Below are 22,930 nucleotides of genomic sequence, written 5' to 3'. Positions count from 1 at the left end.
CCGGGGGTTGTTTTTTATATAAACGCGTTAATGATCATAATAAAACAAATCGCACTGACAGAAATAATCGTTTCCATCGCCGTCCATGTCAGGAACGTTTCTTTCACGGTCATTCCGAAATACTCTTTAATGAGCCAGAAACCGGAGTCGTTGACGTGAGAAAGAATCAAAGAGCCCGCTCCCGTTGCCAAAACAAGAAGCTCGCTGCTGACCCCCGGCATGACAGATGCAATCGGTGCAACAATACCGGCCGCCGTCATCATGGCGACAGTCGCTGAACCTGTCGCGACACGGATGACCGCCGCGATCGTCCAGCTTAAAAGAACGGGAGAGAAGCTCGAATGCTTCGCCATGTCTGCGATATACGTGCCGACGCCTGAATCAATCAGAACGTTGTTAAAAGCGCCGCCGGCTCCGATCACGAGCAGAATGGAGGCGATCGGTCCCAGACAGTCATTGCTGAATTTTAAAATGCTTTCTCTGTTAAAGCCCTGATAAAATCCAAGACTGAAAAAGGAGTAAACCGTGGCGATCAAAAGCGCCGTGACAGGGTCGCCGATAAATTTAAAAGTGTCATAGAGCGCGCTTTTTTCCGGAAGCGCAATTTCGGCAAGCGTTGCCATAAGCATCAGAATCACCGGTACTAATATCGTAAACAATGTATTTGCGAATCCCGGAAGCTTGCGTTTTTCATTCCGTTCAATAAATTGTTTTTTTAACAGTTCGGGGACGGATTTGTGAATGCGCTTACCGATCCATTTTCCGTAAAGCGGACCTGCGATGATAGCAGTCGGAATGCCGACGATTAAAGAATACACAATCGTTTTTCCGACATTGGCGTGATAAATGCCGACAGCCGCCATCGCCGCCGGGTGGGGCGGAACCAATCCGTGCACGACGGAAAGTCCCGCAAGGAGCGGAATTCCGATCGTCACTAATGAAACACCGGTTTCAATCGCAATCGTAAACAGAAGCGGCACGAGCAGGACGAAGCCGACCTGGAAAAAGACCGGGATGCCGACGATAAAAGCGACGGCCACCATCGCCCAATGCACTTTCTTTTTGCCGAAACGGCCGATCAGGGTGTGGGCGATCCGCTCCGCACCGCCTGATTCAGCCATCATTTTTCCGAGCATCGTGCCGAGGGCCAGCACGATCGCAAGCAGAGACAGCGTATTGCCGAGCCCGGTTTTCATCGAAGTGATAATGTCCGGCAGCTTCATGCCAGCTGCAAAACCGACAAGAATGGATGTAATCAAAAGACTGATAAAAGGATTTAACTTAGCGACCGTAATCAATAAGAGTAAAACGATAATAGCGGCAATGACTATAAACAGTAACATGACCTTTTCACCCTTTCAAAGAAGAATTATCGGCTTTGTTTGAGCTGAAATTCACTGATGACGTCAAATTCATCTTTGAGCTTGTCATACAGCCGCTCGTATAAGTAAAACAGCTCAATATATGTTTCGCTGTTTTTGACATTCGGTTCATGACGGTGAGAAATTCTGATCCAGTCCTGAACATCCTCAATCTGTTCCATTTCGCCAATGCTGTGTAAAGCGAGGACGGCAGCTCCGAGCGCCGATGCCTCATAACTTTCCGGAACGAGGACTTCCCGTCCCATCGTATCGGACAAAATCTGCCTCCACAGCGGCGATCTCGCAAACCCTCCGGATGCCCGCACATCTTTTGCGGGGCCCGCCAAATCTCTCAGTGCGACACCGATCGAAAAGACGCTCATGATGACGCCTTCCAGCACTGCTCTGATAAAATGCTCCCGTTTATGGCGGAGGCTGATGCCGAAAAACGTTCCGCGGGCATTCGGATTCCAAAACGGCGCGCGCTCTCCTGATAAAAACGGAAGAAACAGCAGACCATCAGAGCCTGCGGGCACTTTATCCGCGATATCAATCATTAAATCGTACGGATCAATGCCAAGCCGCTTCGCCGTTTCGACCTCAGGAGAAGCGAACTCATCACGAAGCCAGCGCAGCATAATGCCTCCGTTATTCGTCGGTCCTCCGATGACCCAATGCTTGTCAGTCAGCGCATAACAGAACGTCCGCGCTTTTTCATCCGTCACCGGCTTATCCGTCACCGAACGTACGGCTCCGCTTGTTCCGATCGTAACGGCTACCTCGCCTTTGCCGATCGCGCCTACTCCCAGATTGGCGAGCACGCCGTCATTTGCGCCGATGATAAACGGAGTATCCGCATGAATGCCCATCCGTGCCGCGATTTCCGGTGCAAGGCCGCATAGCTGGTGAGTGGTCGGCACGAGGTCCGACAGCTGATCTTCCCGGATTCCGGCAATCCGGAGCGCTTCTTCATCCCATGAAAGCGTCTCTAAACGGAACAGCCCCGTTGCCGAAGCAATCGAATAATCAACGACATAAGTTCCGAAAAACTCGTGCAAAATATATTCCTTAATACTGATGAATTTGGCGGCTTTCGCGAAAGTCTCCTTATCCTGTTCTCTCATCCACACAATTTTGGAAAGGGGAGACATCGGGTGAATCGGTGTGCCCGTTCTTTTATAAATATCGAAACCGTTCATTTCTTTTAAAATCCGTTTTGATTGCTCGGCGCTGCGGTTGTCCGCCCAAATGATGCTTTTGGTCAGCAGGCCGCCGTTTTGATCGACAGCAATCAATGAGTGCATGGCGGTGCTGATACCGATTGCCAGCAGGTTGTCCGGGCTCAGTCCGGCCTTTGTGACGGCGCCTCTGATGCTCGCGATAACAGCTTCCAAAATGTGCTCGGGATCCTGCTCGGCCCATGCCGGCTTCTGTTGTATTAAATCATAGTGAACCGAATGTTTGGATAGCACTTTGCCTCTTGGTCCGAACAGAACGGCTTTCGTGCTGGTCGTGCCGATATCCAGACCGATAACAGCTTGGGTTTCCTTCATAATATATCCCGCCTACTCTAATTGAATAATAAGATAGATTGATAATGTATGCCCTTACAAAGTCAATTATAGGAATAATTTTTTTATAAATCAACGATAGAGAAGAAAATTTTTTTCACAAAATTGCCTCAATTCCCGCTGTATCGGCTTTTCTCTTTGAAAAATAAATATTCAGAAAACGGTTACAAACGTTTGTGCGCGATCATTTTTCTGATTTGCTGCAAGTTGGCGAGCGTTTTCTCCTGCCGCAGACGTGCCGTTGCGAAATAAAGTGTATCAATGACCGTCAGCTGGGCGAGTCTTGCGGACATCGCTTCCGTTCGAAAGGCCGTCTCCCTTGTTGATGTATACAGCACAACGTCAGAAATCTGGGTGAGCGGCGACTTTTGGTAGCTTGTAATGCCGATCGTGCCCGCGCCGAGCGATTTGGCCGTTTTTACCGCGTCGAGCACATCTTTGTTGCTCCCCGAGTGAGAAATCCCAATGACTGCGCTTCCGGGACCGAGAAGACCCGCTGACATCGCCTGAAAGTGAGAGTCCGTGTGAGCGATGCAGTTTATGCCCGTGCGCATAAACTTATGATACGCATCTGTGGCGATCAGCCCGGAGCCGCCGTTTCCGTAAAATTCGATTCTGTCTGCGCCGTGAATCATCTCTGCCGCTTTTTCAACATCGGCCGGATCTAACAACTGAAACGTATCGGTCAGGCCGGAAATATTTGCGCGGAAAACTTTTTGGATGATGACTTCGGTATCGTCATCAGGGCTCATTTCTTCATGAATGTGCTGCACAGGCTCCTGAACGATTTCCTGAGCAAGCGCGATTTTCAAATCCTGATAGCCGGAAAAACCGAGCCGCTTGCACAGCCTGAAAATCGTCGCTTCAGAGCTTTTCGTTTTTTCCGCCAGCTGAATGATAGAGAGATGAACCACGTCTTTCGGTTCCTTCACGATATGGTCTGCAATCGCTCTCAATTTTGGCGACAAGCCTTTGCTGGCTGCCTGAATCTTCCCGATACTGCTTGAATTGACAGGGGTCATGCTATAACCTCCCTATTCGAATGTAAACGCATACTTTTATGATAAAGCAAGTTTCAATATAAGGAAAACAGAATTTTAAAATTGTTTTTTCGATTTGGCGTATAAAAAAAAGAGAAAGGCCGCCGATGATAGAAAGTGAGGAGGCATCTGGATGAAAAAAGCATGGATTCTCGTCATATCCTTCGGCATTGCGCTTGCGCTGTTTTTATACGCAAACACTAAGGTGAAAGCGGAAAGCGCGGCACCCGGAAAGCAAAGCCTTGTTTCCGGATTTCAGCTGAGATTTTCGAATGACCGGGAAGGACAATAGACGGAAAAAATTAGTATTGACTTTAAAATTAGAAGACTGTATATTATGTTACTATATTCAGAAAATAAAAACTCAAGAGATTCATTTAACATAAAACACTGTGAACGGGAGCAGTAAAAGAATCCAGTCAGAAGAAGAGAGCCGCGGGGTGGTGCAACGCGGACTGATTGTTCTTTGAACTCGCCCGGAAGTGGCAGGGCGGAACGGAATTGTCGGAATATTCCCTATGTCCTAACGGCTGACCTTCGTTAAAAGGTTTTTAAGCTGGATTCCGGATATTCGGGATCAACAAGAGTGGTACCGCGGCTGCCTGAGGCACGCCGTCTCTTTTCTAAAAAGAGGCGGCGTGCTTTTTTATGTGATGAACACTTTTTGCGAGAGGGCGTGTGATAGATGGAAAAGGACAAGCAAACGTTGAAACGGACGATGTCGTCCAGACACATTATGATGATGGCGCTTGGAGGCGCAATCGGGGCCGGGCTCTTTAAAGGCAGCAGCACGGCGATTGATGAAGCCGGGCCTTCCGTGCTGCTGGCCTACCTCCTCGGCGGAATCATTCTGCTGTTTATTATGCAGGGGCTGGCCGAAATGGCCGTCAGAAACAAACATGCAAGGACGTTCCGTGATTTGGTTCAGCAGTCTCTCGGATCGTACGCTGCATACTTTTTAGACTGGATCTATTGGAAAATGTGGGTGCTCAATATTGCCGCGGAGGCGGTCGTAGCCGCCATTTTCATTCAATATTGGCTGCCGGAATGTCCGATATGGATACTCGCTTTGATTATTTCTATCGTGGTGACGGTCGTAAACATGCTTTCTGTGAAGCTGTTTGCCGAGACGGAGTACTGGCTCGCGCTCATTAAAATTACAGTGATTGTCATCTTTATTTTATGCGGAATTCTGCTATTATTTTTCTCATTCGGCAATCACACGGCGCCGGGGCTGTCTCATTTAACGGATCACGGAGGATTTTTCCCGCATGGAGCGGGGGGCGTCATCACGGCGATGCTCGTCGTGATCTACTCATACGGCGGAACGGAAATCATCGGCGTCACGCTGGCGGAGACAAAAAATCCCGAAAAGGTGATTCCGAAAGCTGTCCGAAGCACGTTAACGCGGATTGTCGCTTTTTACTTGCTGCCGTTTTTCATCATCGTCAGCCTGATTCCTTGGAATCAAGTCAACAGCGTTCCAGAAAGCCCGTTTGTCATAGTATTTAAGATGATCGGAATTCCGGGTGCCGACCATATTATGAATGCCGTCATTCTTCTTGCGATTATCTCGTCTATGAACTCGGGATTATACGGGTCATCCCGCGTCTTATTTACGCAGGCTTCTGACGGCCGGGTGCCGAAAATCTTTTCAAAACTATCGAAGAAAAAGGTTCCCGTCTATGCGATTCTGACTTGTACGTCATTTTTATATGTAGGCGTCCTGATTTCTTTATTTGCAGGAAGCCAGACGTTTAATTATTTGATGGGTTCACTCGGCTATACCGTGCTGTTCATCTGGCTGATTATCGGATTCGCCCATTTGAAATCAAGAAAACATTCAACAGAACAGCCGGCTTATTACGTCAAATGGTTCCCGTACACGACATGGTTCGCGGTGCTTGCGCTTTTGGCCATCCTGATCGGCGTAATTGCGACGACATCCATTGTCATCACATGCATCACCGCGGCCATCTACCTGCTTATTACGGCTGCGTATCTCGTGAAAGGGAGACGTCAATAAATAAAAAAACTCTTGCCCCGCGGCAAGAGTTTTTTTAATGAGCGGCCTTTTTTTCTGCGGCCAAAGCAGGTGTTTTCAGTCTCTTCGGTGTTATATTCACCAAACAAATGCTTGTGACAATCAGAAGCAGTCCGGCTAAAAGGCTGACGGTCAGCGGCTCATGCAGGAATATCGAGCTGACGACAATGGATATGAGCGGGATCAGGAAGGTGTAAGAGGCAACCTTGCTTGCTTCCCCTGAACCAACAAGCGTAAAAAAGGCGAGCCAGCCGAGCGCGATGACAAATACCGAAATGAACAGAAGGCTCAGAATAAACGGAGCTTTCCATTGAATCGCTGAAAAGCTTTCTGAAAAACTGCCGGAGCTGACAAGCAGCACGCCGCCGATCAGAAGCTGAAGAGCGACCATCCAGATCGAGTCCGCGCGTCCGCCCGTTCTTTTAACATATACCGTGCCGAGCGCCCAGCTGACTGCGGAGCCTAAGGCCAAAAGAATGCCGGCGACGGAAATATGACCTCCGAAACCGGCTGCACTGATGACGGCGACACCGGCAAAGCCCAGAATAAGCCCGGCGATTTTCAAAGGATACATCGATTCGCCGAGCCACAGCCAAGAAAAAACACCCATTAAAACCGGCTGGAAAAACACGATGGCTGAAAATAAGCCGGCAGGCAGGTAATTCAAGCCGACCGTTTGCAGACCGTAAAATAAAGTAATATTTAAAATAGCAGAGATAAGATAGATCGGCCACGTTTCTTTAAAACGCAGCTTTTTAAAACGGGGCAGCGCCACCATTAATAATAGAAGTCCGCCGATCAGCGTGCGGATTCCGGCAAACAGAAGTGGCGGCGAATAGGCGAGCGCGGCCTTTGTCAGCGGCCAGTTAATCCCCCATACCGTAACTAAAAACGCCAGCATGAGAGCTGTCTGTATTTTCGAAAGCTGTTTCACGTCGTTCACTCCTTGTAGAACAATTCCATCATATGATACGGTAATCAGCAAGATAAATAAAATGAATCTTTTTTATAAGGAGCATAAGTAAAACGTTATGACGATTACACAACTGCGGGTTTTTGTTCAAATCGCTGAAACGGGAAGTTTTACGAAAGCGGGGCAGGCGTTGAATATGACGCAGCCCGCCGTCAGCCATGCCATCTCGGCGCTTGAGTCAGAGCTCGGCATTAAGCTGATCATCCGCGAGCGCCGCAACGGCTTAAGGCTCACGGACACGGGCGCAAAAATTCTCGTCCATATCAGAGAGGTGCTCAAAGGCATAGAAAAAGCCGAGCAGCTGGCGGCCGCGGAAAGAGGGCTTGAACAGGGAACGATTCACGTCGGGACATTTCCGGCCGCTTCCGCTTATTTCATTCCAAAGCTGATCAGCATGTTTAAAAAGCGGTATCCGAAGCTTGAATTGGTGCTTCATGAAGGAACGGTCAACGAAGTAAAGGAATGGCTCCGCTCCCGGGTAATAGACGTAGGTATTACTCTTTTTCCTACGGAAGACATGGAATATCTGCCGCTGAAAAAAGATAAAATGGCCGTCGTGCTTAGAAATGATCATCCGCTTTGCAGCTGTGAGGCAATCTCTCTGAAAGACCTTGACTGCCAGCCGATGATTATCTGTGACGGAGGATACGAATCACCGCTTATTGATATGTTTAGGGAGGCAGGATCTGTGCTGACTGCCGCATTCACTGTTTACAACGTCAATACGTCCATCAGCATGATTAAAGAAGGGCTGGGAATCGCGATATTGTCACAAATGTCTATGTCGGGAATATCGCTGCCGGACAATGTCGTGACGAGAGAATTGAATCAGGCGGTGTACCGCGATGTTCTGCTTGCCGTTCCTTCCATAAAGGAAGCTTCATTGGCGGCAAAACTTTTTATTCAAATCGCGCAGGAACTCACAAAGAATGAATAAAAGACCCTAATCATCTTAGGGTCCTGAATCTTATCGGTTAATTTTAAAAGAGTTTGTCGTATTGACAAGTTTTGAACCGCTGAACGTGGCTTTGACACGATAATAACCTGTCTTGCATCCTTTTAAAGAGAATGACTTAGTCACCCTTACTGAGAAAGAGAAGGTTGTTTTTTTGCAAGTCGTCCATTTCTTTCCGGACTTTCGCTGTAAGTATAGGTTTCCTTTAAAGGTTCGATTTGACGGATACGCTGTACTGAGAGTAAAATCGACAGTTTTCGCTTTTTTCGTGTAGTAGGAGGCATCGGTAGATCCGCTTACATTTAAATGCTGCTGAGTGCCGTCATAAAAGTCTGCAGCGTATGCCTTATCGGTGTTTCCTGTAAAAAAGATTGCTGCCAGTAAAGCTGTTGTGAGTGCCATTAAGAGTTTTTTACGCATATAGAATGACTTCCTTCCTATTCAATATCATACATATCTTAACATTATTGGATCTGTTCTTTCAACGATAGATTTTCACTTTTATAGGATGAAAAGCTTATCATATCTGAATGTAATAGATTCATTCATACAGAGTTCATCAGTGATAACCGCTGATTGATTGTTCGAAGATCATCGAATCAAATTGTTTAACTCACGTGAAAAGCTGTGGTAAGGTGTGTGGTAGAGACCTTGTTTAAGATCTGCTTACACTAAACCATAAAGGAGAAAACGATGGCTGAACATACATTGAAAGATACTGCGTTTTCCGTATTGAATTTATCGCCGGTCGTACAGGGGGGAACGGTTGCTGAATCGTTCCGCAACAGCATGGATTTAGCGCGCCGCGCCGAGGAGTGGGGCTATAACCGCTATTGGCTGGCGGAGCATCATAATATAGAAGGCGTCGCCAGTTCGGCAACGTCAGTGCTGATCGGCTACATCGCCGGCGGCACGAAAAAAATCCGCGTCGGTTCAGGCGGCATTATGCTGCCGAATCATTCGTCACTTATAATCGCGGAGCAATTCGGAACCCTTGAAACGTTATATCCGGGGCGGATTGACCTCGGACTCGGGCGTGCGCCTGGAACCGACCAATTAACGGCGAGAGCCTTAAGAAGAAACATAAACAGCGGGGAGGATTTCCCGGAGCAGCTTGAAGAATTGAGAAATTACTTCAAACCGACAGGCAATGTGCGCAATCAAGTCCGCGCCATTCCGGGCGAAGGGCTGGACGTGCCGATCTGGCTTCTGGGCTCAAGCGGCTTCAGCGCACGCCTTGCCGGAGAGCTCGGGCTTCCGTTCGCCTTTGCGGCTCACTTCTCACCGAAAAACACCGTGCCGGCTCTTGAGTTATACCGAAGCTCCTTCCGTCCGTCAGACGTACTGGATAAACCGTACGCGATGGTCGGCGTCACCGTCATTGCCGCAGACACGGATGAAAAGGCGGAGCATCTGGCGACATCGCATTATCAAAGATTTTTAGACCTCGTCCGCGGCACGCCGAACCAGCTGAAGCCCCCTGTTGAAGACATGGATCAAATCTGGTCGCCGTATGAAAAAGCGATGGTCAATGAACAGCTCAGTTCAACGATCGTCGGCGGACCGGACCGGGTAAAGGAAAAGCTGGAAAGCTTCATCCGGACAACACAGGCGGATGAAATCATGGTCAATTCAGAAAGCTTTGAGCATGCCGACAGAATGCGGTCGTTTGAAATCATCGCCGAATTAAAAAACAGCTGATCAAAAAAAGCAATGTGCGCAGCACATTGCTTTTTTCATTCGCCGATCCGCCTGACGGAATTCCGGATGACGAGTTCCGGTTCATAGACGACGTCATCTTGCTTCGGTTTTTTATGTTCTAAGCAGTCGATGACGTATTTTGCCGCCGCTTTCCCCATAATGGATTTCGGGTGCTTGACAGAGGTGAGCTTCACCTCGGAAATCTGGGCGAAATGGGAATCATCATAGCCCATGACTGACACGTCATCAGGCACCTTTAAGCCGAATTCTCTGAGAAGATTAATCGTCTTCAGCGCAATTTCATCATTATAACAAAGAATGGCCGTCGGGTATGACCCGCTGTTTTGCTCAAGGGTATCCTTAATCTTTTGGAGAAGCACGGTTTCTTTTCCCTCAGTCGTGTAAGTCACGATCATGTCCGGAGACGGGAAGACTCCGCGCTCCCGATGCGCCTGCAGATAGCCATTCATCCGTTTGACGCCCTGCGTGTCATCCGCTTTAAAAATTCCCATAATGTGCGTGTGGCCGAGGGACATGACGTATTCGCAAGCCATCATGCCGCCTTTGACATCATTGACGGAAAAGCTCGGTGCGGCCAGCTCCGCATAAGAAGCGTTAATCATGGCAAACGGAATGCCGTTTTTCTCCAGATTGAGATAATAGCCGATGTTGGGCGTCTGCAGCGCGCTTTTCGTAGGCTCGACAATCAGCCCGTCTATATTTTTAGACAGCAGGTTTTCAAGGCCCCGTCGTTCACTTTCTGTATTGTTATTGGTGCTCGTCAGCAGCATGGAATAGCCTTGTTCGCTTAAATAAGATTCGATTCCCCTGATGATGCTCGGGAAAATATAGTCTGATATGTACGTTGTAATGACGCCGATCGTTTTGTTTGAATGCATGGCTGATTTCGCCGTGCGTGAAGCGACAAAGGTGCCTCCGCCCTGAACGCTGTACAGCAGTCCCTGCGAGACCAAATCCCCGATCGCTTTTCTGATGGTATGGCGGCTGACGCCGAACTGCTGCATCAACTCATTTTCCGTAGGCAGCTTTTGGTCAGGCTGTATTTTCCCTTGATTCAGCCATGAACAAATTTCTTCTTTTACTTGAGCATATTTCGGTAGCATATCAATTCCTCCAAAATGTATACGGACAAATTCCAGTATAACATAGTAAGCCCTTTCATCAAGTCGTAAAAACAATTGACAGATTCTGAAAAACTGCTTATTCTTTATTTGTACGTACTAATTTTCCTTATTTTTAGATAAAATTCTTTATAAGTACGTACAAATGTAACAGTGCTCTGTTTTGTAAGCGTTTTTATTCTATTATTCGCGGGAGGGTAAAATTCATGAAGAATCACCCGGCACCAATTGGCTCAAATGTACCTGTCACTCGAGAGCATTCGAAGTGGTTTGTCATTCTTATCTCATGCGCGGCCGGACTGGGAGGGCTTTTGTACGGTTATGACACGGCGGTGATTTCCGGCGCTATCGGTTTTCTGAAAGACTTGTACCGTTTAAGTCCTTTTATGGAAGGGCTCGTGATTTCAAGCATTATGATCGGCGGTGTTTTCGGCGTCGGGATTTCAGGATTTTTGAGTGACCGTTTCGGACGGAGAAAGGTTCTGATGGCAGCGGCCCTTTTGTTTGCAGTGTCAGCGGTTGTCTCTGCGCTTTCTCAAAGTGTGTCTTCCTTAATTATCGCCAGAATCATCGGCGGTCTGGGAATCGGAATGGGCTCCTCGCTTTCTGTCACCTATATTACCGAAGCCGCTCCGCCGGCCATACGCGGCAGTCTTTCCTCACTATATCAGCTGTTTACGATATTAGGGATCTCCGGCACTTATTTTATTAACCTCGCCGTCCAGCAGTCCGGCTCATATGAATGGGGGGTGCACACCGGCTGGCGGTGGATGCTCGCTTACGGCATGATTCCGTCCGTCATCTTTTTTATCGTGCTGCTTATCGTGCCGGAAAGTCCGCGCTGGCTTGCAAAAGCGGGGCGCAGGAATGAAGCTCTCGCCGTGCTGACGCGCATTAACGGCGAGCAGACCGCGAAAGAAGAAATCAAACAAATCGAAACGTCTTTACAATTAGAAAAAATGGGATCATTGTCTCAGCTGTTTAAACCGGGGCTGAGAAAAGCGCTTGTGATCGGAATTCTGCTGGCTTTGTTCAATCAGGTCATCGGCATGAACGCGATTACGTATTACGGGCCGGAGATCTTCAAAATGATGGGCTTCGGGCAAAATGCGGGGTTTGTCACGACATGCATCGTCGGTGTCGTCGAAGTGATTTTCACCATTATTGCGGTTCTTTTAGTCGATAAAGTTGGCCGGAAAAAGCTGATGGGGGTCGGATCAGCCTTTATGGCGCTGTTTATGATCTTAATCGGGGCATCCTTTTATTTTCAGCTTGCAAGCGGGCCGGCTTTAGTCGTCATTATATTAGGATTCGTCGCCGCTTTCTGCGTTTCAGTCGGGCCGATTACGTGGATCATGATTTCAGAAATCTTTCCGAACCACCTCCGCGCACGCGCCGCCGGTATCGCGACGATATTCCTGTGGGGGGCGAACTGGGCGATCGGCCAATTCGTGCCGATGATGATCAGCGGGCTGGGTCTCGCGTACACTTTCTGGATATTCGCCGTCATTAATATTCTCTGTTTCTTGTTTGTCGTGACGATCTGCCCTGAGACGAAAAATAAATCATTAGAGGAAATAGAAAAACTCTGGATAAAATGAAAGCGTTTTACGACGAAAGTCCGCTCCGGCGGGCTTTCGTCTGTCACCTTCAGTCTGTTTCTGTATATAATGACTGTATCAAGGAGATACTGGTAAATCCTGCGAAGAATGTCGAGGAATTGACCTTTAACAGTTGAATTAACAAAGTCATCCTGTTAAAATAATTAAAGAAAGCAGACATAATTTTTTTTGGCTATGATGGGACGTTTTTTGTCATAGCGGGACATTTTCTGTCCAGTATGAATAGGAAGGAACGTTTGAGTCATGAACCAGTTAATACAAGCTCAAAAAAAATTATTGCCTGATCTTTTGCTTGTCATGCAGAAAAGATTTGAAATCTTGCAGTATATCAGGCTTACCGAACCAATCGGCCGCAGAAGTCTCGCAGCCAGTCTCGGATTGACCGAGCGCGTTCTCAGAAGTGAGGTTCAGTTTTTGAAAGAACAGAATCTCATTGATATTAAAACAAACGGCATGACAATGACGGAAGAAGGCTATTCACTGCTTTCGATTCTGGAAGATACGATGAAGGATGTTTTAGGATTGACGCTTTTGGAAAAGACATTAAAAGAGCGGCTTAATCTGAAAGACGCCATTATCGTCTCCGGAGACAGCGACCAATCTCCTTGGGTCAAAAAAGAATTAGGGAGAGCGGCCGTTGCGTGTATGAAAAAGAGATTTTCAGGCAAAAATATCGTCGCTGTAACCGGCGGTACGACAATTGAAGCCGTCGCCGATATGATGACGCCGGATTCTAAAAACCGCGAGCTTTTGTTTGTGCCTGCAAGAGGCGGTTTAGGCGAAGACGTGAAAAACCAGGCGAACACCATATGCGCGCATATGGCGGAAAAGGCTTCAGGCACTTACCGGCTTTTGTTCGTTCCCGGACAGCTGTCACAAGGCGCCTATTCATCTATTATTGAAGAACCTTCCGTAAAAGAGGTGCTTCAGACGATTAAATCAGCGAGTATGCTCATTCACGGAATCGGCGAAGCTAGAACAATGGCGGAGCGAAGAAACACACCTTTGGAAGATTTGAAGAAAATAGATGACAATCATGCGGTGACAGAGGCATTCGGCTACTACTTTAATGCGGACGGAGAAGTCGTTCACAAGGTGCATTCAGTCGGAATGCAGCTCGATGACCTCGATGCCATTCCCGACATTATCGCGGTAGCGGGCGGATCATCAAAAGCAGAAGCAATCGAAGCATATTTTAAAAAGCAGCGAAACACGGTTCTCGTCACGGACGAAGGAGCCGCAAAGAAGTTATTAAGGGATAACAGTCCCTCAATATAAATATCTCTCACTTATTAAAAGGAGGAAATAATCATGGCAGTAAAAGTCGGTATTAACGGTTTTGGTCGTATTGGACGTAACGTATTCCGCGCAGCATTAAACAATCCTGAAGTTGAGGTAGTGGCGGTTAACGATTTAACAGACGCTAACATGCTTGCTCATCTTTTACAATATGATTCCGTACACGGAAAATTAGACGCAGAAGTTAAAGTTGACGGCAGCAACCTTGTTGTTAACGGCAAAACAATCGAAGTTTCTGCTGAGCGCGATCCTGCGAAACTCAGCTGGGGCAAACAAGGCGTTGAAATCGTAGTTGAATCTACTGGTTTCTTCACAAAACGCGCAGACGCTGCGAAACATTTAGAAGCCGGCGCGAAAAAAGTCATCATCTCTGCACCTGCTAACGAAGAAGATATCACAATCGTTATGGGTGTTAACGAAGATAAATACGATGCGGCTAACCACGATGTTATCTCTAACGCATCTTGCACAACAAACTGCCTTGCGCCGTTTGCAAAAGTACTTAACGACAAATTCGGCATCAAACGCGGTATGATGACAACTGTTCACTCTTACACAAATGATCAGCAAATCCTTGATCTTCCGCACAAAGACTACCGTCGTGCGCGTGCAGCAGCTGAAAACATCATCCCAACATCAACTGGTGCTGCTAAAGCAGTTTCTCTAGTTCTTCCTGAACTAAAAGGCAAACTGAACGGCGGAGCTATGCGTGTGCCGACTCCAAACGTTTCTCTTGTTGACTTAGTTGCTGAACTTAACAAAGACGTAACGGTTGAAGACGTAAACGCAGCTCTTAAAGAAGCGGCTGAAGGCGATCTTAAAGGAATCCTTGGCTACAGCGAAGAGCCATTAGTATCCGGAGACTACAACGGCAATGCTAACTCTTCTACAATCGATGCTCTTTCTACAATGGTTATGGAAGGCAGCATGGTAAAAGTAATCTCTTGGTACGATAACGAAAGCGGCTACTCTAACCGCGTTGTTGACCTTGCAGCTTACATCGCAAAACAAGGTCTTTAATTCATAGCTCCCGGAAAGGGCCGGACTTGGTTCTTTCGGACAGAAACGCTATAATGAAAGCGGACAAGGGAAGGGGACGGACTCCCTTTCCCTTTTTCCATGAGAACCGGCTTTCAGAAAGCGCCGGATTGCTGCAGAACGTCCGCGTTTTGCAGTTTCAGCGGCACTTTCGTTTTCTCAGCCGCCTGCCCTGGCTCAGAAGACGATCTGCCCCGTGCCCGGAAGCTGCAATCTGCCCCGCGGCGGAAGCATCATAAGGCGGTTTCACGTTTCACGTTTTTCGTGCTATGCAAACCATTTTGAAGGAGGATCTCCTAAGGCATGAATAAAAAAACAGTAAAAGACATCGACGTAAAAGGCAAAGTCGTATTCTGCCGCGTTGACTTTAACGTTCCAATGAAAGACGGGGAAGTAACAGACGATACTCGTATCCGCGCTGCGCTTCCGACAATCAAACACCTTGCAGACCAAGGCGCGAAAGTCCTTCTTGCGAGCCACTTAGGCCGCCCGAAAGGCGAAGTGGTTGAGGAGCTTCGTTTAACTCCTGTCGCTGCACGCTTAGGCGAACTGCTTGGCAAAGAAGTGAAAAAAGCAGATGAAGCTTACGGTGATGCTGTAAAAGCACAAATTTCTGATATGAAGGACGGAGACGTTCTTGTATTGGAAAACGTACGTTTCTACCCTGGCGAAGAGAAAAATGATCCTGAGCTTGCTAAAGCATTTGCTGAGCTTGCGGATGTATATGTCAATGACGCATTCGGTGCTGCCCACCGTGCTCACGCATCTACAGCCGGAATTGCCGAGCATCTCCCGGCGGTTGCAGGATTCCTGATGGAAAAAGAGCTTGATGTACTTGGAAAAGCGGTGTCTAACCCTGACCGCCCGTTCACGGCAATCATCGGCGGAGCGAAAGTAAAAGACAAAATCGGCGTCATCGAAAGTCTGCTTGATAAAGTGGACAACCTGATCATCGGCGGAGGTCTTGCTTACACATTCGTTAAAGCGCTTGGCTATGAAGTCGGTAAATCTCTTCTTGAAGAAGATAAAGTCGAGCTTGCAAAATCATTCATGGACCGCGCGAAAGAAAAAGGCGTTAAATTCTATATGCCGGAAGACGTTCTCGTTGCTGATGATTTCTCTAACGATGCAAACGTTCAAATCGTGCCGATCTCTGAGATTCCAAGTGATTTAGAAGCCATCGACATTGGTACGAAAACACGCGAAACGTATGCTGACGTTATCAAAAACAGCAAACTTGTCGTGTGGAACGGACCGATGGGCGTATTCGAAATCGACTTGTTCGCTCAAGGCACAAAAGCGGTTGCAGAAGCATTGGCAGAGGCTAATGATACATACTCTGTCATCGGCGGAGGAGACTCTGCGGCAGCCGTTGAAAAATTCGGCCTTGCTGACAAAATGAGCCACATCTCAACAGGCGGCGGCGCATCCCTTGAATTCATGGAAGGCAAAGAGCTTCCAGGGGTAGCTGCACTGAACGATAAATAAAACTGCTATAAGGAAGTGGAACAGATGAGAAAACCAATTATAGCCGGTAACTGGAAAATGAACAAAACACTCGGCGAGGCTGTCAGCTTCGTTGAAGAAGTGAAATCTTCCATTCCAGCAGCAGACAAAGCGGAAGCCGTTGTTTGCGCACCAGCGCTTTTCTTAGAAAAGCTGACTTCTGCTGTTAAAGGAACTGACTTAAAAGTCGGCGCCCAAAACATGCATTTTGAAGAAAACGGTGCGTTCACAGGCGAAATCAGCCCGGTCGCTCTGAAAGACCTTGGCGTGGATTACTGCGTCATCGGCCACTCTGAGCGCCGTGAAATGTTCGCTGAAACAGATGAAACTGTTAACAAAAAAGCGCATGCCGCTTTCAAACACGGCATTGTGCCGATCATTTGCGTAGGTGAAACGCTTGAAGAGCGCGAAGCCGGAAAAACAAATGATCTTGTTGCCGATCAAGTGAAAAAAGGTCTTGCGGGTCTTTCTGAAGAGCAAGTTGCTGCTTCCGTTATTGCGTACGAGCCAATCTGGGCAATCGGAACAGGCAAATCTTCTACAGCGAAAGACGCTAACGACGTCTGCGCGCATATCCGTAAAGTCGTTGCTGAAAGCTTCAGCCAGGAAACTGCTGACAAGCTCCGCATTCAATACGGCGGCAGCGTAAAACCTGCAAATATTAAAGAATATATGGCAGAGTCCGATATTGACGGTGCTTTGGTCGGCGGCGCAAGCCTTGAACCGCAGTCATTCGTTCAATTATTGGAGGAAGGTCAATATGAGTAAAAAACCAGCTGCACTCATCATTCTTGATGGGTTCGGATTACGCAATGAAACAGTCGGAAACGCAGTCGCACAAGCGAAAAAACCGAATTTCGACCGTTATTGGAACCAATACCCTCATCAGACGCTGACGGCATCAGGCGAAGCAGTCGGACTGCCTGAAGGACAGATGGGGAACTCTGAGGTCGGACATTTGAATATCGGCGCAGGACGTATTGTGTACCAAAGCTTAACACGCGTGAACGTTGCCATCCGCGAAGGCGAATTCGAACGCAATCAAACGTTCCTTGACGCCATCAAAAACGCGAAAGACAACGGCAAAGCGTTGCACCTGTTCGGTCTTCTTTCTGACGGGGGCGTACACAGTCACATCAATCATTTATTCGCCCTGCTCAAGCTTGCGAAAAGTGAAGGGCTGACGAAGGTGTATATCCACGGTTTCCTCGACGGCCGCGATGTAGGTCCGCAAACGGCGAAAACTTACATTCAGCAGCTGAATGAGCAGATCGAAGAAATCGGCGTCGGCGAAATCGCCAGCATTTCCGGACGCTACTACTCCATGGACCGCGACAAACGCTGGGATCGTGTAGAAAAAGCGTACCGCGCAATGGCTTACGGTGAAGGCCCGTCTTACCGCAGCGCGATGGATGTCGTCGACGATTCTTATGCGAACGGCATTCATGATGAATTCGTCATTCCGTCCGTCATCACAAAAGAAAACGGTGAACCCGTTGCGAAAATTCATGACGGCGATTCTGTGATTTTCTATAATTTCAGACCTGACCGCGCCATCCAGATTTCGAACACGTTTACCAACAAAGATTTCCGCGATTTCGACCGCGGTGAACATCATCCGAAAAACCTGTATTTCGTCTGCCTGACTCACTTCAGTGAATCTGTTGACGGATATGTGGCTTTTAAACCGGTAAACCTTGACAATACGGTTGGTGAAGTATTAGCACAGCACGGGTTAAAACAGCTTCGCATTGCAGAAACTGAAAAGTATCCGCACGTTACGTTCTTTATGAGCGGCGGCCGCGAAGAAGAATTCCCGGGCGAAGAGCGCATCCTTATTAACTCGCCGAAGGTCGCGACATATGACCTGAAGCCTGAAATGAGTGCGTATGAAGTGAAGGATGCTCTTGTAAAAGAAATCGCGGCTGACAAGCATGACGCGATCATCCTGAACTTTGCAAACCCTGACATGGTCGGCCACTCCGGAATGGTCGAACCGACGATTAAAGCAATTGAAGCAGTGGACGAGTGCTTAGGCGAAGTGGTTGACGCCATCATCGCCAAAGGCGGACATGCCATCATTACCGCTGATCACGGTAATGCAGACATTCTGATTACAGAATCAGGCGAACCGCACACTGCCCATACGACAAACCCAGTCCCTGTCATTGTGACGAAAGAAGGCGTGACGCTGCGCGAAGGCGGAATCCTAGGCGACCTTGCACCAACGTTATTAGACCTTCTCGGTGTTGAAAAACCGAAAGAAATGACCGGAACATCTTTAATTCAAAAATAAGCGTAAATCAAAAGGAGAGACAAAACTCATGCCATACATTGTTGATGTTTATGCACGCGAAGTCCTTGACTCCCGCGGCAACCCGACAGTTGAAGTTGAAGTATATACAGAAACAGGAGCTTTCGGCCGCGCATTAGTGCCAAGCGGAGCTTCTACAGGCGAATACGAAGCGGTTGAGCTTCGTGACGGCGACAAAGACCGTTACCTTGGAAAAGGCGTGTTAACTGCTGTTAACAACGTAAACGAAATCATTTCTCCAGAGCTTCTCGGCTTTGATGTAACAGAACAAAACGCAATCGATCAGCTTTTAATCGAGCTTGACGGAACTGAAAACAAAGGCAAACTCGGTGCGAACGCAATCCTTGGCGTATCTATGGCTTGTGCACGCGCAGCTGCTGATTTCTTACAGATCCCTCTTTATCAGTACCTTGGAGGCTTCAACTCAAAAACGCTTCCTGTACCGATGATGAACATCGTAAACGGCGGAGAGCATGCTGACAACAACGTAGACATTCAAGAATTCATGATTATGCCTGTAGGCGCGCCTAACTTCCGTGAAGCGCTTCGCATGGGCGCTCAAATCTTCCACAGCCTGAAATCAGTTCTTTCTGCTAAAGGCATGAACACAGCTGTAGGTGACGAAGGCGGATTCGCTCCGAACCTTGGTTCTAACGAAGAAGCGCTTCAAACAATCGTTGAAGCAATCGAAAAAGCCGGCTTCAAACCTGGCGAAGAAGTGAAACTTGCTATGGATGCTGCATCTTCTGAGTTCTACAACAAAGAAGACGGCAAATACCATCTGTCTGGCGAAGGCGTTGTGAAAACATCTGCTGAAATGGTTGACTGGTATGAAGAAATGGTTTCTAAATACCCAATCATCTCTATCGAAGACGGACTTGACGAAAACGACTGGGAAGGCCACAAACTTCTTACAGAGCGTCTTGGCAAAAAAGTTCAGCTTGTCGGTGACGACCTTTTCGTTACAAACACGAAAAAGCTTGCTGAAGGTATTAAAAACGGCGTAGGCAACTCTATCCTGATCAAAGTAAACCAAATCGGTACATTGACTGAAACATTCGATGCGATCGAAATGGCGAAACGCGCAGGCTACACTGCTGTTATCTCTCACCGTTCTGGTGAAACTGAAGACAGCACAATCGCTGACATCGCTGTGGCAACGAACGCAGGACAAATCAAAACAGGTGCTCCGTCCCGTACGGACCGTGTTGCGAAATACAACCAGCTTCTTCGCATCGAAGATCAGTTGGCTGAAACTGCTCAATACCACGGTATCAACTCTTTCTATAACTTGAATAAGTAATCAAAGGCCGCCGGGAGATATTCTCCCGGCGTTTTTTTATGCTTCCGGGCTTTTCCCTCCTTTTTCATCATCTTCATTTGGTCAATTATATTCATTTTCCTCCTTTTTAAAGGAATCAGTGTTCATGAATCGAAAGGGAAGAGGTGTTACTAAGAGGAGGGATTAAGATGAAATTTTCATTCATGTCAGCCGCGGTGGCAGCGAGCGTCATATGGGGCGCAGCTGCCGGGCCGCTGTCCGAAATTCACGCACATTCAACAATGACGGAGCCGGTTTTTGATGCCGATGAGGCATTGGACACCATGCGTGATCTGAGTGAAACCATCGGACCGCGGGAAACAGGAACGGCTAAAGAAAAAGAAGCGGCTGAATACATATCGAATCGCCTGAAGGCTCAGGGCGCCGCTGTCAAAGTACAGACATTTCAATTGAAAAAGTACTTTTCAGGTTCAGTCACAGCAGGAGATCATGAATTCCCGCTCCGCTCCGCTGATCAATCCGCTGTTAAAAAAGAGCTCAGAATAGAAGGCGGAATTTTTGACGGCGGCTTCGGATTGCGAAATGACGTAACAGGAGCCAAGGGAAAGATCGCAGTGATACGTGAAGGAAAGATTCCTGTTTCTGAAAAAGTAAAGCATGCCGAACAAGCGGGAGCCAAGGCAGTCATCATTTATAACCAGAAAACAAAACCGCTCGCTGTCCGCCCGCACAGCGGGAAAGAAACATCGATACCGGCAGCGGGTATGAAAAAAGAAGACGGTGAAGCATTGCTGCAAGAAAAGCAGGCAGTCATCCAGTTTAAAGACTATAAAAACCGCACCTCACAAAACATCATAGGTACGCGTAAAGCGGCACAGGCCAATCCTTCTTCTGCTGACATTATTTATGTCACAGCGCATTATGACAGCGTAAATGGGGCGCCCGGAGCGGACGATAACGCCTCAGGCACATCAGCTGTTTTGGAAATAAGCAAGCAGTTTACACACATCCCGAAAGACAAAGAAATCCGCTTTATCCTGTTCGGTGCAGAAGAATTATGGTCTGCGGGTTCATCTTATTACGTCAGTACACTCACGAACAATGAAAGAAAGCACAGCCAAGCCAACTTTAATGCCGATATGATTGCGACGGACTGGAAAGAAGCCAGTCAAATGTGTATCACCACTCCCGACGGCCGGGAAAACCCGAGTGTCCGCTATGCTGAAAAAGCTGCTGAAAAATCCCGGCTGGTCAAGCCAAGCCTGATTCAGCTCGGTTACTCAGACCATGTCTCTTTTTATGAAGCGGGGATTCCGTCGGCTAACTGGATTTGGCTCAGCCCCGATACAAATGAGCCCGGGCCTTGGTATCACACCGAGAAGGATGATATGAAGCACGTCAGCAAAGAACGATTAGAAAAAGCGGGAGCGCTCGTTTCCGCTGCTGTAACTGAGGCAGTGAAAGAATAAAAAAAACAGGCTTCGGCCTGTTTTTTTTATTGTTTTCAGTATATTCATTCAATTGGGGGAGATTTTCTTACTTGTTACCAAATAAGTACCATTTAACAGGATTTTATTTTATAAATAAAAGAAAAATAAATAGATAATACCCAATTCACAAAAGGATATAAAACTCATTTATCAAATTTTTACTTTTGTTATAATTGCGATATCGATCGATATTTGTTTTAAATTGTAAAAAACAATACTCTTTCTAATCTATTAGGGGGCGAAAAATGAATACTGTCACAAAGGAAGCCAGCAACCTCGATCAAAAACGGCTGTTACATCTGATTGAAACAAAGCAGGCGATAGTAGGCGTGTTAGGCATGGGATATGTGGGATTCCCTCTTGCGCTGGAATGTGTCGATAAAGGATACAGCGTTATCGGATTCGACAAAAACAGTGAAAAGATTTCCTTGTTAGCCGCAGGAAGCAGCCATATTCAAGATATAGAGGACGATAGACTGAACGCTGCTTTACAAACAAAACGATTTCAAGTCAGTGCCGACATGTCGCTCATCCAAAAATGCGACATCATTGTGATATGTGTGCCGACACCCCTGGACAAAAAAGATAAGATCCCCGATTTAACCTACATCGACAGTGCAGTTGACAGCATGATTGCTTATGGAAGGCAGCATCAGCTTTTAATTTTAGAAAGCACTACTTATCCTGGAACGACGAAAAAAAAGATTGCCGACAGAATGGCATCAAGCCGCGGCATGAAAATAGGAAAAGACTTTTTTACGGCTTATTCACCGGAAAGAATCGATCCGGGCAACAGTCAATATGAAGTATCAGATATTCCTAAAGTAGTCGGCGGGATTACACAGACTTGCACAGAACTCGCCTCAGCATTTTACAGCACCATCGTTACCAGCATTCACCCGGTCACCTCACCTGAAGTAGCTGAAACAGCTAAACTCCTGGAGAATACCTATCGTTATGTCAATATAGCTCTTATTAATGAAATGGCGCTTAACTGCCGTGAACTCGACATTGATATATGGGAAGTCATCTGCGCGGCGGACACGAAGCCGTTCGGTTTTCAAAAATTTATCCCGGGCCCCGGGGTCGGAGGCCATTGTATCCCGATTGATCCTTTTTACTTCAAATGGATTGCGAATGAAAAAGGGCTGCAGACCAAATTAATTGACCTGGCGGACGAAATCAATTCCCGCATGCCGATTTCTGTCTCTGATTATGCCGTGAAACTGGCGGGCAAAGACAAATGCAGCATGTTAATAATAGGCGCCGCCTACAAAAAAAACACAAATGATCCCCGGGAATCTTCGGTGTTTACGATCATGGAAGAATTGATGCGTAAGGGATGCACGATTGATTATCACGATCCGTTTATCAGCGAGATCCGTTTGAATGACGGCAGCCGCAAACAATCTGTCCCTTTCACAAAAGAACAAATCAATCAATACGACGTCATCATCATTCACACAGACCACGATGTGATTGACTACAGTATTTTGAGGGATGCCTCACCGATTATCTTTGACACAAGAAATGTATGCAGGGAAAAATCAGCTGACAATTGCAGGGTTGTCACTTTATAGGAGGGAACGGTC

General features: G+C 47.4%; 19 protein-coding genes and 1 other annotated feature. Of the genes, 13 read left to right on the top strand and 6 right to left on the bottom strand.

From position 1 onward, the window contains the following. Positions 1-14: 14 nt before the first annotated feature. From ABDB98_RS16205 to ABDB98_RS16195, 3 genes are all read right to left on the bottom strand, one after another. Positions 15-1,343 carry a GntP family permease gene (locus tag ABDB98_RS16205; protein WP_438420676.1) on the bottom strand — a complete coding sequence of 443 codons (1,329 nt, stop codon included), beginning with the start codon at positions 1,341-1,343 and terminating at the stop codon, positions 15-17. A 26-nt stretch (positions 1,344-1,369) separates the two neighbouring features. Beyond that, the gene (gene gntK / locus ABDB98_RS16200) at positions 1,370-2,914 is read right to left on the bottom strand and encodes a gluconokinase (RefSeq protein ID WP_060964228.1); all 1,545 of its coding nucleotides are present in this window, start codon (positions 2,912-2,914) and stop codon (positions 1,370-1,372) included. Positions 2,915-3,096: 182 nt separating this feature from the next. Beyond that, on the bottom strand, positions 3,097-3,954 hold the full coding sequence (locus ABDB98_RS16195; protein WP_060964229.1) for a MurR/RpiR family transcriptional regulator: 858 nt from the start codon (positions 3,952-3,954) through the stop codon (positions 3,097-3,099). A 151-nt stretch (positions 3,955-4,105) separates the two neighbouring features. Between ABDB98_RS16195 and ABDB98_RS16190 the strand changes: the two genes are divergently transcribed. Together ABDB98_RS16190 and ABDB98_RS16185 are read left to right on the top strand one after the other, a co-directional pair. Further along, positions 4,106-4,264: a hypothetical protein gene (locus tag ABDB98_RS16190; protein ID WP_016937878.1), complete on the top strand. Its 159-nt coding sequence runs from the start codon at positions 4,106-4,108 to the stop codon at positions 4,262-4,264. Between the two features lie 91 nt (positions 4,265-4,355). After that, positions 4,356-4,595, top strand: a binding site (T-box leader). A 62-nt stretch (positions 4,596-4,657) separates the two neighbouring features. Beyond that, positions 4,658-5,998 carry an amino acid permease gene (locus ABDB98_RS16185; protein ID WP_022553812.1) on the top strand — a complete coding sequence of 447 codons (1,341 nt, stop codon included), beginning with the start codon at positions 4,658-4,660 and terminating at the stop codon, positions 5,996-5,998. A gap of 34 nt (positions 5,999-6,032) precedes the next feature. Here ABDB98_RS16185 and ABDB98_RS16180 read toward each other — a convergent pair whose 3' ends face one another. Continuing rightward, entirely contained in the window at positions 6,033-6,950 is a 918-nt protein-coding gene (locus ABDB98_RS16180) for a DMT family transporter (protein ID WP_438420675.1), read from the bottom strand. 97 nt (positions 6,951-7,047) lie between these two features. On the opposite strand from ABDB98_RS16180, the gene ABDB98_RS16175 reads away from it, so the two are divergent. Then, the gene (locus ABDB98_RS16175; protein WP_438420674.1) at positions 7,048-7,926 is read left to right on the top strand and encodes a LysR family transcriptional regulator; all 879 of its coding nucleotides are present in this window, start codon (positions 7,048-7,050) and stop codon (positions 7,924-7,926) included. A 30-nt stretch (positions 7,927-7,956) separates the two neighbouring features. On the opposite strand, the gene ABDB98_RS16170 is transcribed toward ABDB98_RS16175, so the two are convergent. Further along, positions 7,957-8,364: a hypothetical protein gene (locus ABDB98_RS16170; protein WP_438420673.1), complete on the bottom strand. Its 408-nt coding sequence runs from the start codon at positions 8,362-8,364 to the stop codon at positions 7,957-7,959. A 273-nt stretch (positions 8,365-8,637) separates the two neighbouring features. Between ABDB98_RS16170 and ABDB98_RS16165 the strand changes: the two genes are divergently transcribed. Beyond that, a complete protein-coding gene (locus ABDB98_RS16165) occupies positions 8,638-9,645 on the top strand; it encodes an LLM class flavin-dependent oxidoreductase (protein WP_438420672.1) in 1,008 nt (335 codons plus the stop codon). Positions 9,646-9,680: 35 nt separating this feature from the next. Here ABDB98_RS16165 and ABDB98_RS16160 read toward each other — a convergent pair whose 3' ends face one another. Next, complete coding sequence (locus ABDB98_RS16160; RefSeq protein WP_438420671.1) at positions 9,681-10,769, bottom strand: GntR family transcriptional regulator; 1,089 nt, start codon at positions 10,767-10,769, stop codon at positions 9,681-9,683. Between the two features lie 224 nt (positions 10,770-10,993). Here ABDB98_RS16160 and ABDB98_RS16155 point away from each other — a divergent pair, with 224 nt between their 5' ends. From ABDB98_RS16155 to ABDB98_RS16115, 9 genes are all read left to right on the top strand, one after another. Further along, positions 10,994-12,388, top strand: a complete 1,395-nt coding sequence (locus ABDB98_RS16155; protein ID WP_045925933.1) for a sugar porter family MFS transporter — start codon at positions 10,994-10,996, stop codon at positions 12,386-12,388. Between the two features lie 264 nt (positions 12,389-12,652). Continuing rightward, on the top strand, positions 12,653-13,687 hold the full coding sequence (gene cggR / locus ABDB98_RS16150; RefSeq protein WP_016937886.1) for a gapA transcriptional regulator CggR: 1,035 nt from the start codon (positions 12,653-12,655) through the stop codon (positions 13,685-13,687). A 33-nt stretch (positions 13,688-13,720) separates the two neighbouring features. Beyond that, positions 13,721-14,728 carry a type I glyceraldehyde-3-phosphate dehydrogenase gene (gene gap / locus ABDB98_RS16145; protein ID WP_016937887.1) on the top strand — a complete coding sequence of 336 codons (1,008 nt, stop codon included), beginning with the start codon at positions 13,721-13,723 and terminating at the stop codon, positions 14,726-14,728. A 321-nt stretch (positions 14,729-15,049) separates the two neighbouring features. Then, a complete protein-coding gene (locus ABDB98_RS16140; RefSeq protein ID WP_060964237.1) occupies positions 15,050-16,234 on the top strand; it encodes a phosphoglycerate kinase in 1,185 nt (394 codons plus the stop codon). A gap of 24 nt (positions 16,235-16,258) precedes the next feature. Beyond that, entirely contained in the window at positions 16,259-17,020 is a 762-nt protein-coding gene (gene tpiA, locus ABDB98_RS16135) for a triose-phosphate isomerase (RefSeq protein ID WP_003151618.1), read from the top strand. After that, positions 17,013-18,548 (top strand): 2,3-bisphosphoglycerate-independent phosphoglycerate mutase, encoded by a 1,536-nt coding sequence (gene gpmI / locus ABDB98_RS16130; protein ID WP_060964238.1) that lies wholly within the window; start codon positions 17,013-17,015, stop codon positions 18,546-18,548. Before tpiA ends, gpmI begins: the two co-directional genes overlap by 8 nt. Before the next feature lie 28 nt (positions 18,549-18,576). Further along, on the top strand, positions 18,577-19,869 hold the full coding sequence (gene eno, locus ABDB98_RS16125; protein ID WP_007409956.1) for a phosphopyruvate hydratase: 1,293 nt from the start codon (positions 18,577-18,579) through the stop codon (positions 19,867-19,869). Positions 19,870-20,036: 167 nt separating this feature from the next. Beyond that, positions 20,037-21,317 (top strand): M28 family peptidase, encoded by a 1,281-nt coding sequence (locus tag ABDB98_RS16120; protein WP_438420670.1) that lies wholly within the window; start codon positions 20,037-20,039, stop codon positions 21,315-21,317. Positions 21,318-21,583: 266 nt separating this feature from the next. After that, positions 21,584-22,918, top strand: coding sequence for a nucleotide sugar dehydrogenase (locus ABDB98_RS16115; RefSeq protein WP_438420669.1), 1,335 nt, complete (start codon positions 21,584-21,586; stop codon positions 22,916-22,918). Positions 22,919-22,930: the final 12 nt, after the last annotated feature.

The sequence above is a fragment of the Bacillus siamensis genome (assembly GCF_051628075.1).
Classification (GTDB): domain Bacteria; phylum Bacillota; class Bacilli; order Bacillales; family Bacillaceae; genus Bacillus; species Bacillus siamensis.
This window is presented reverse-complemented; position numbering and strand designations above follow the sequence as displayed.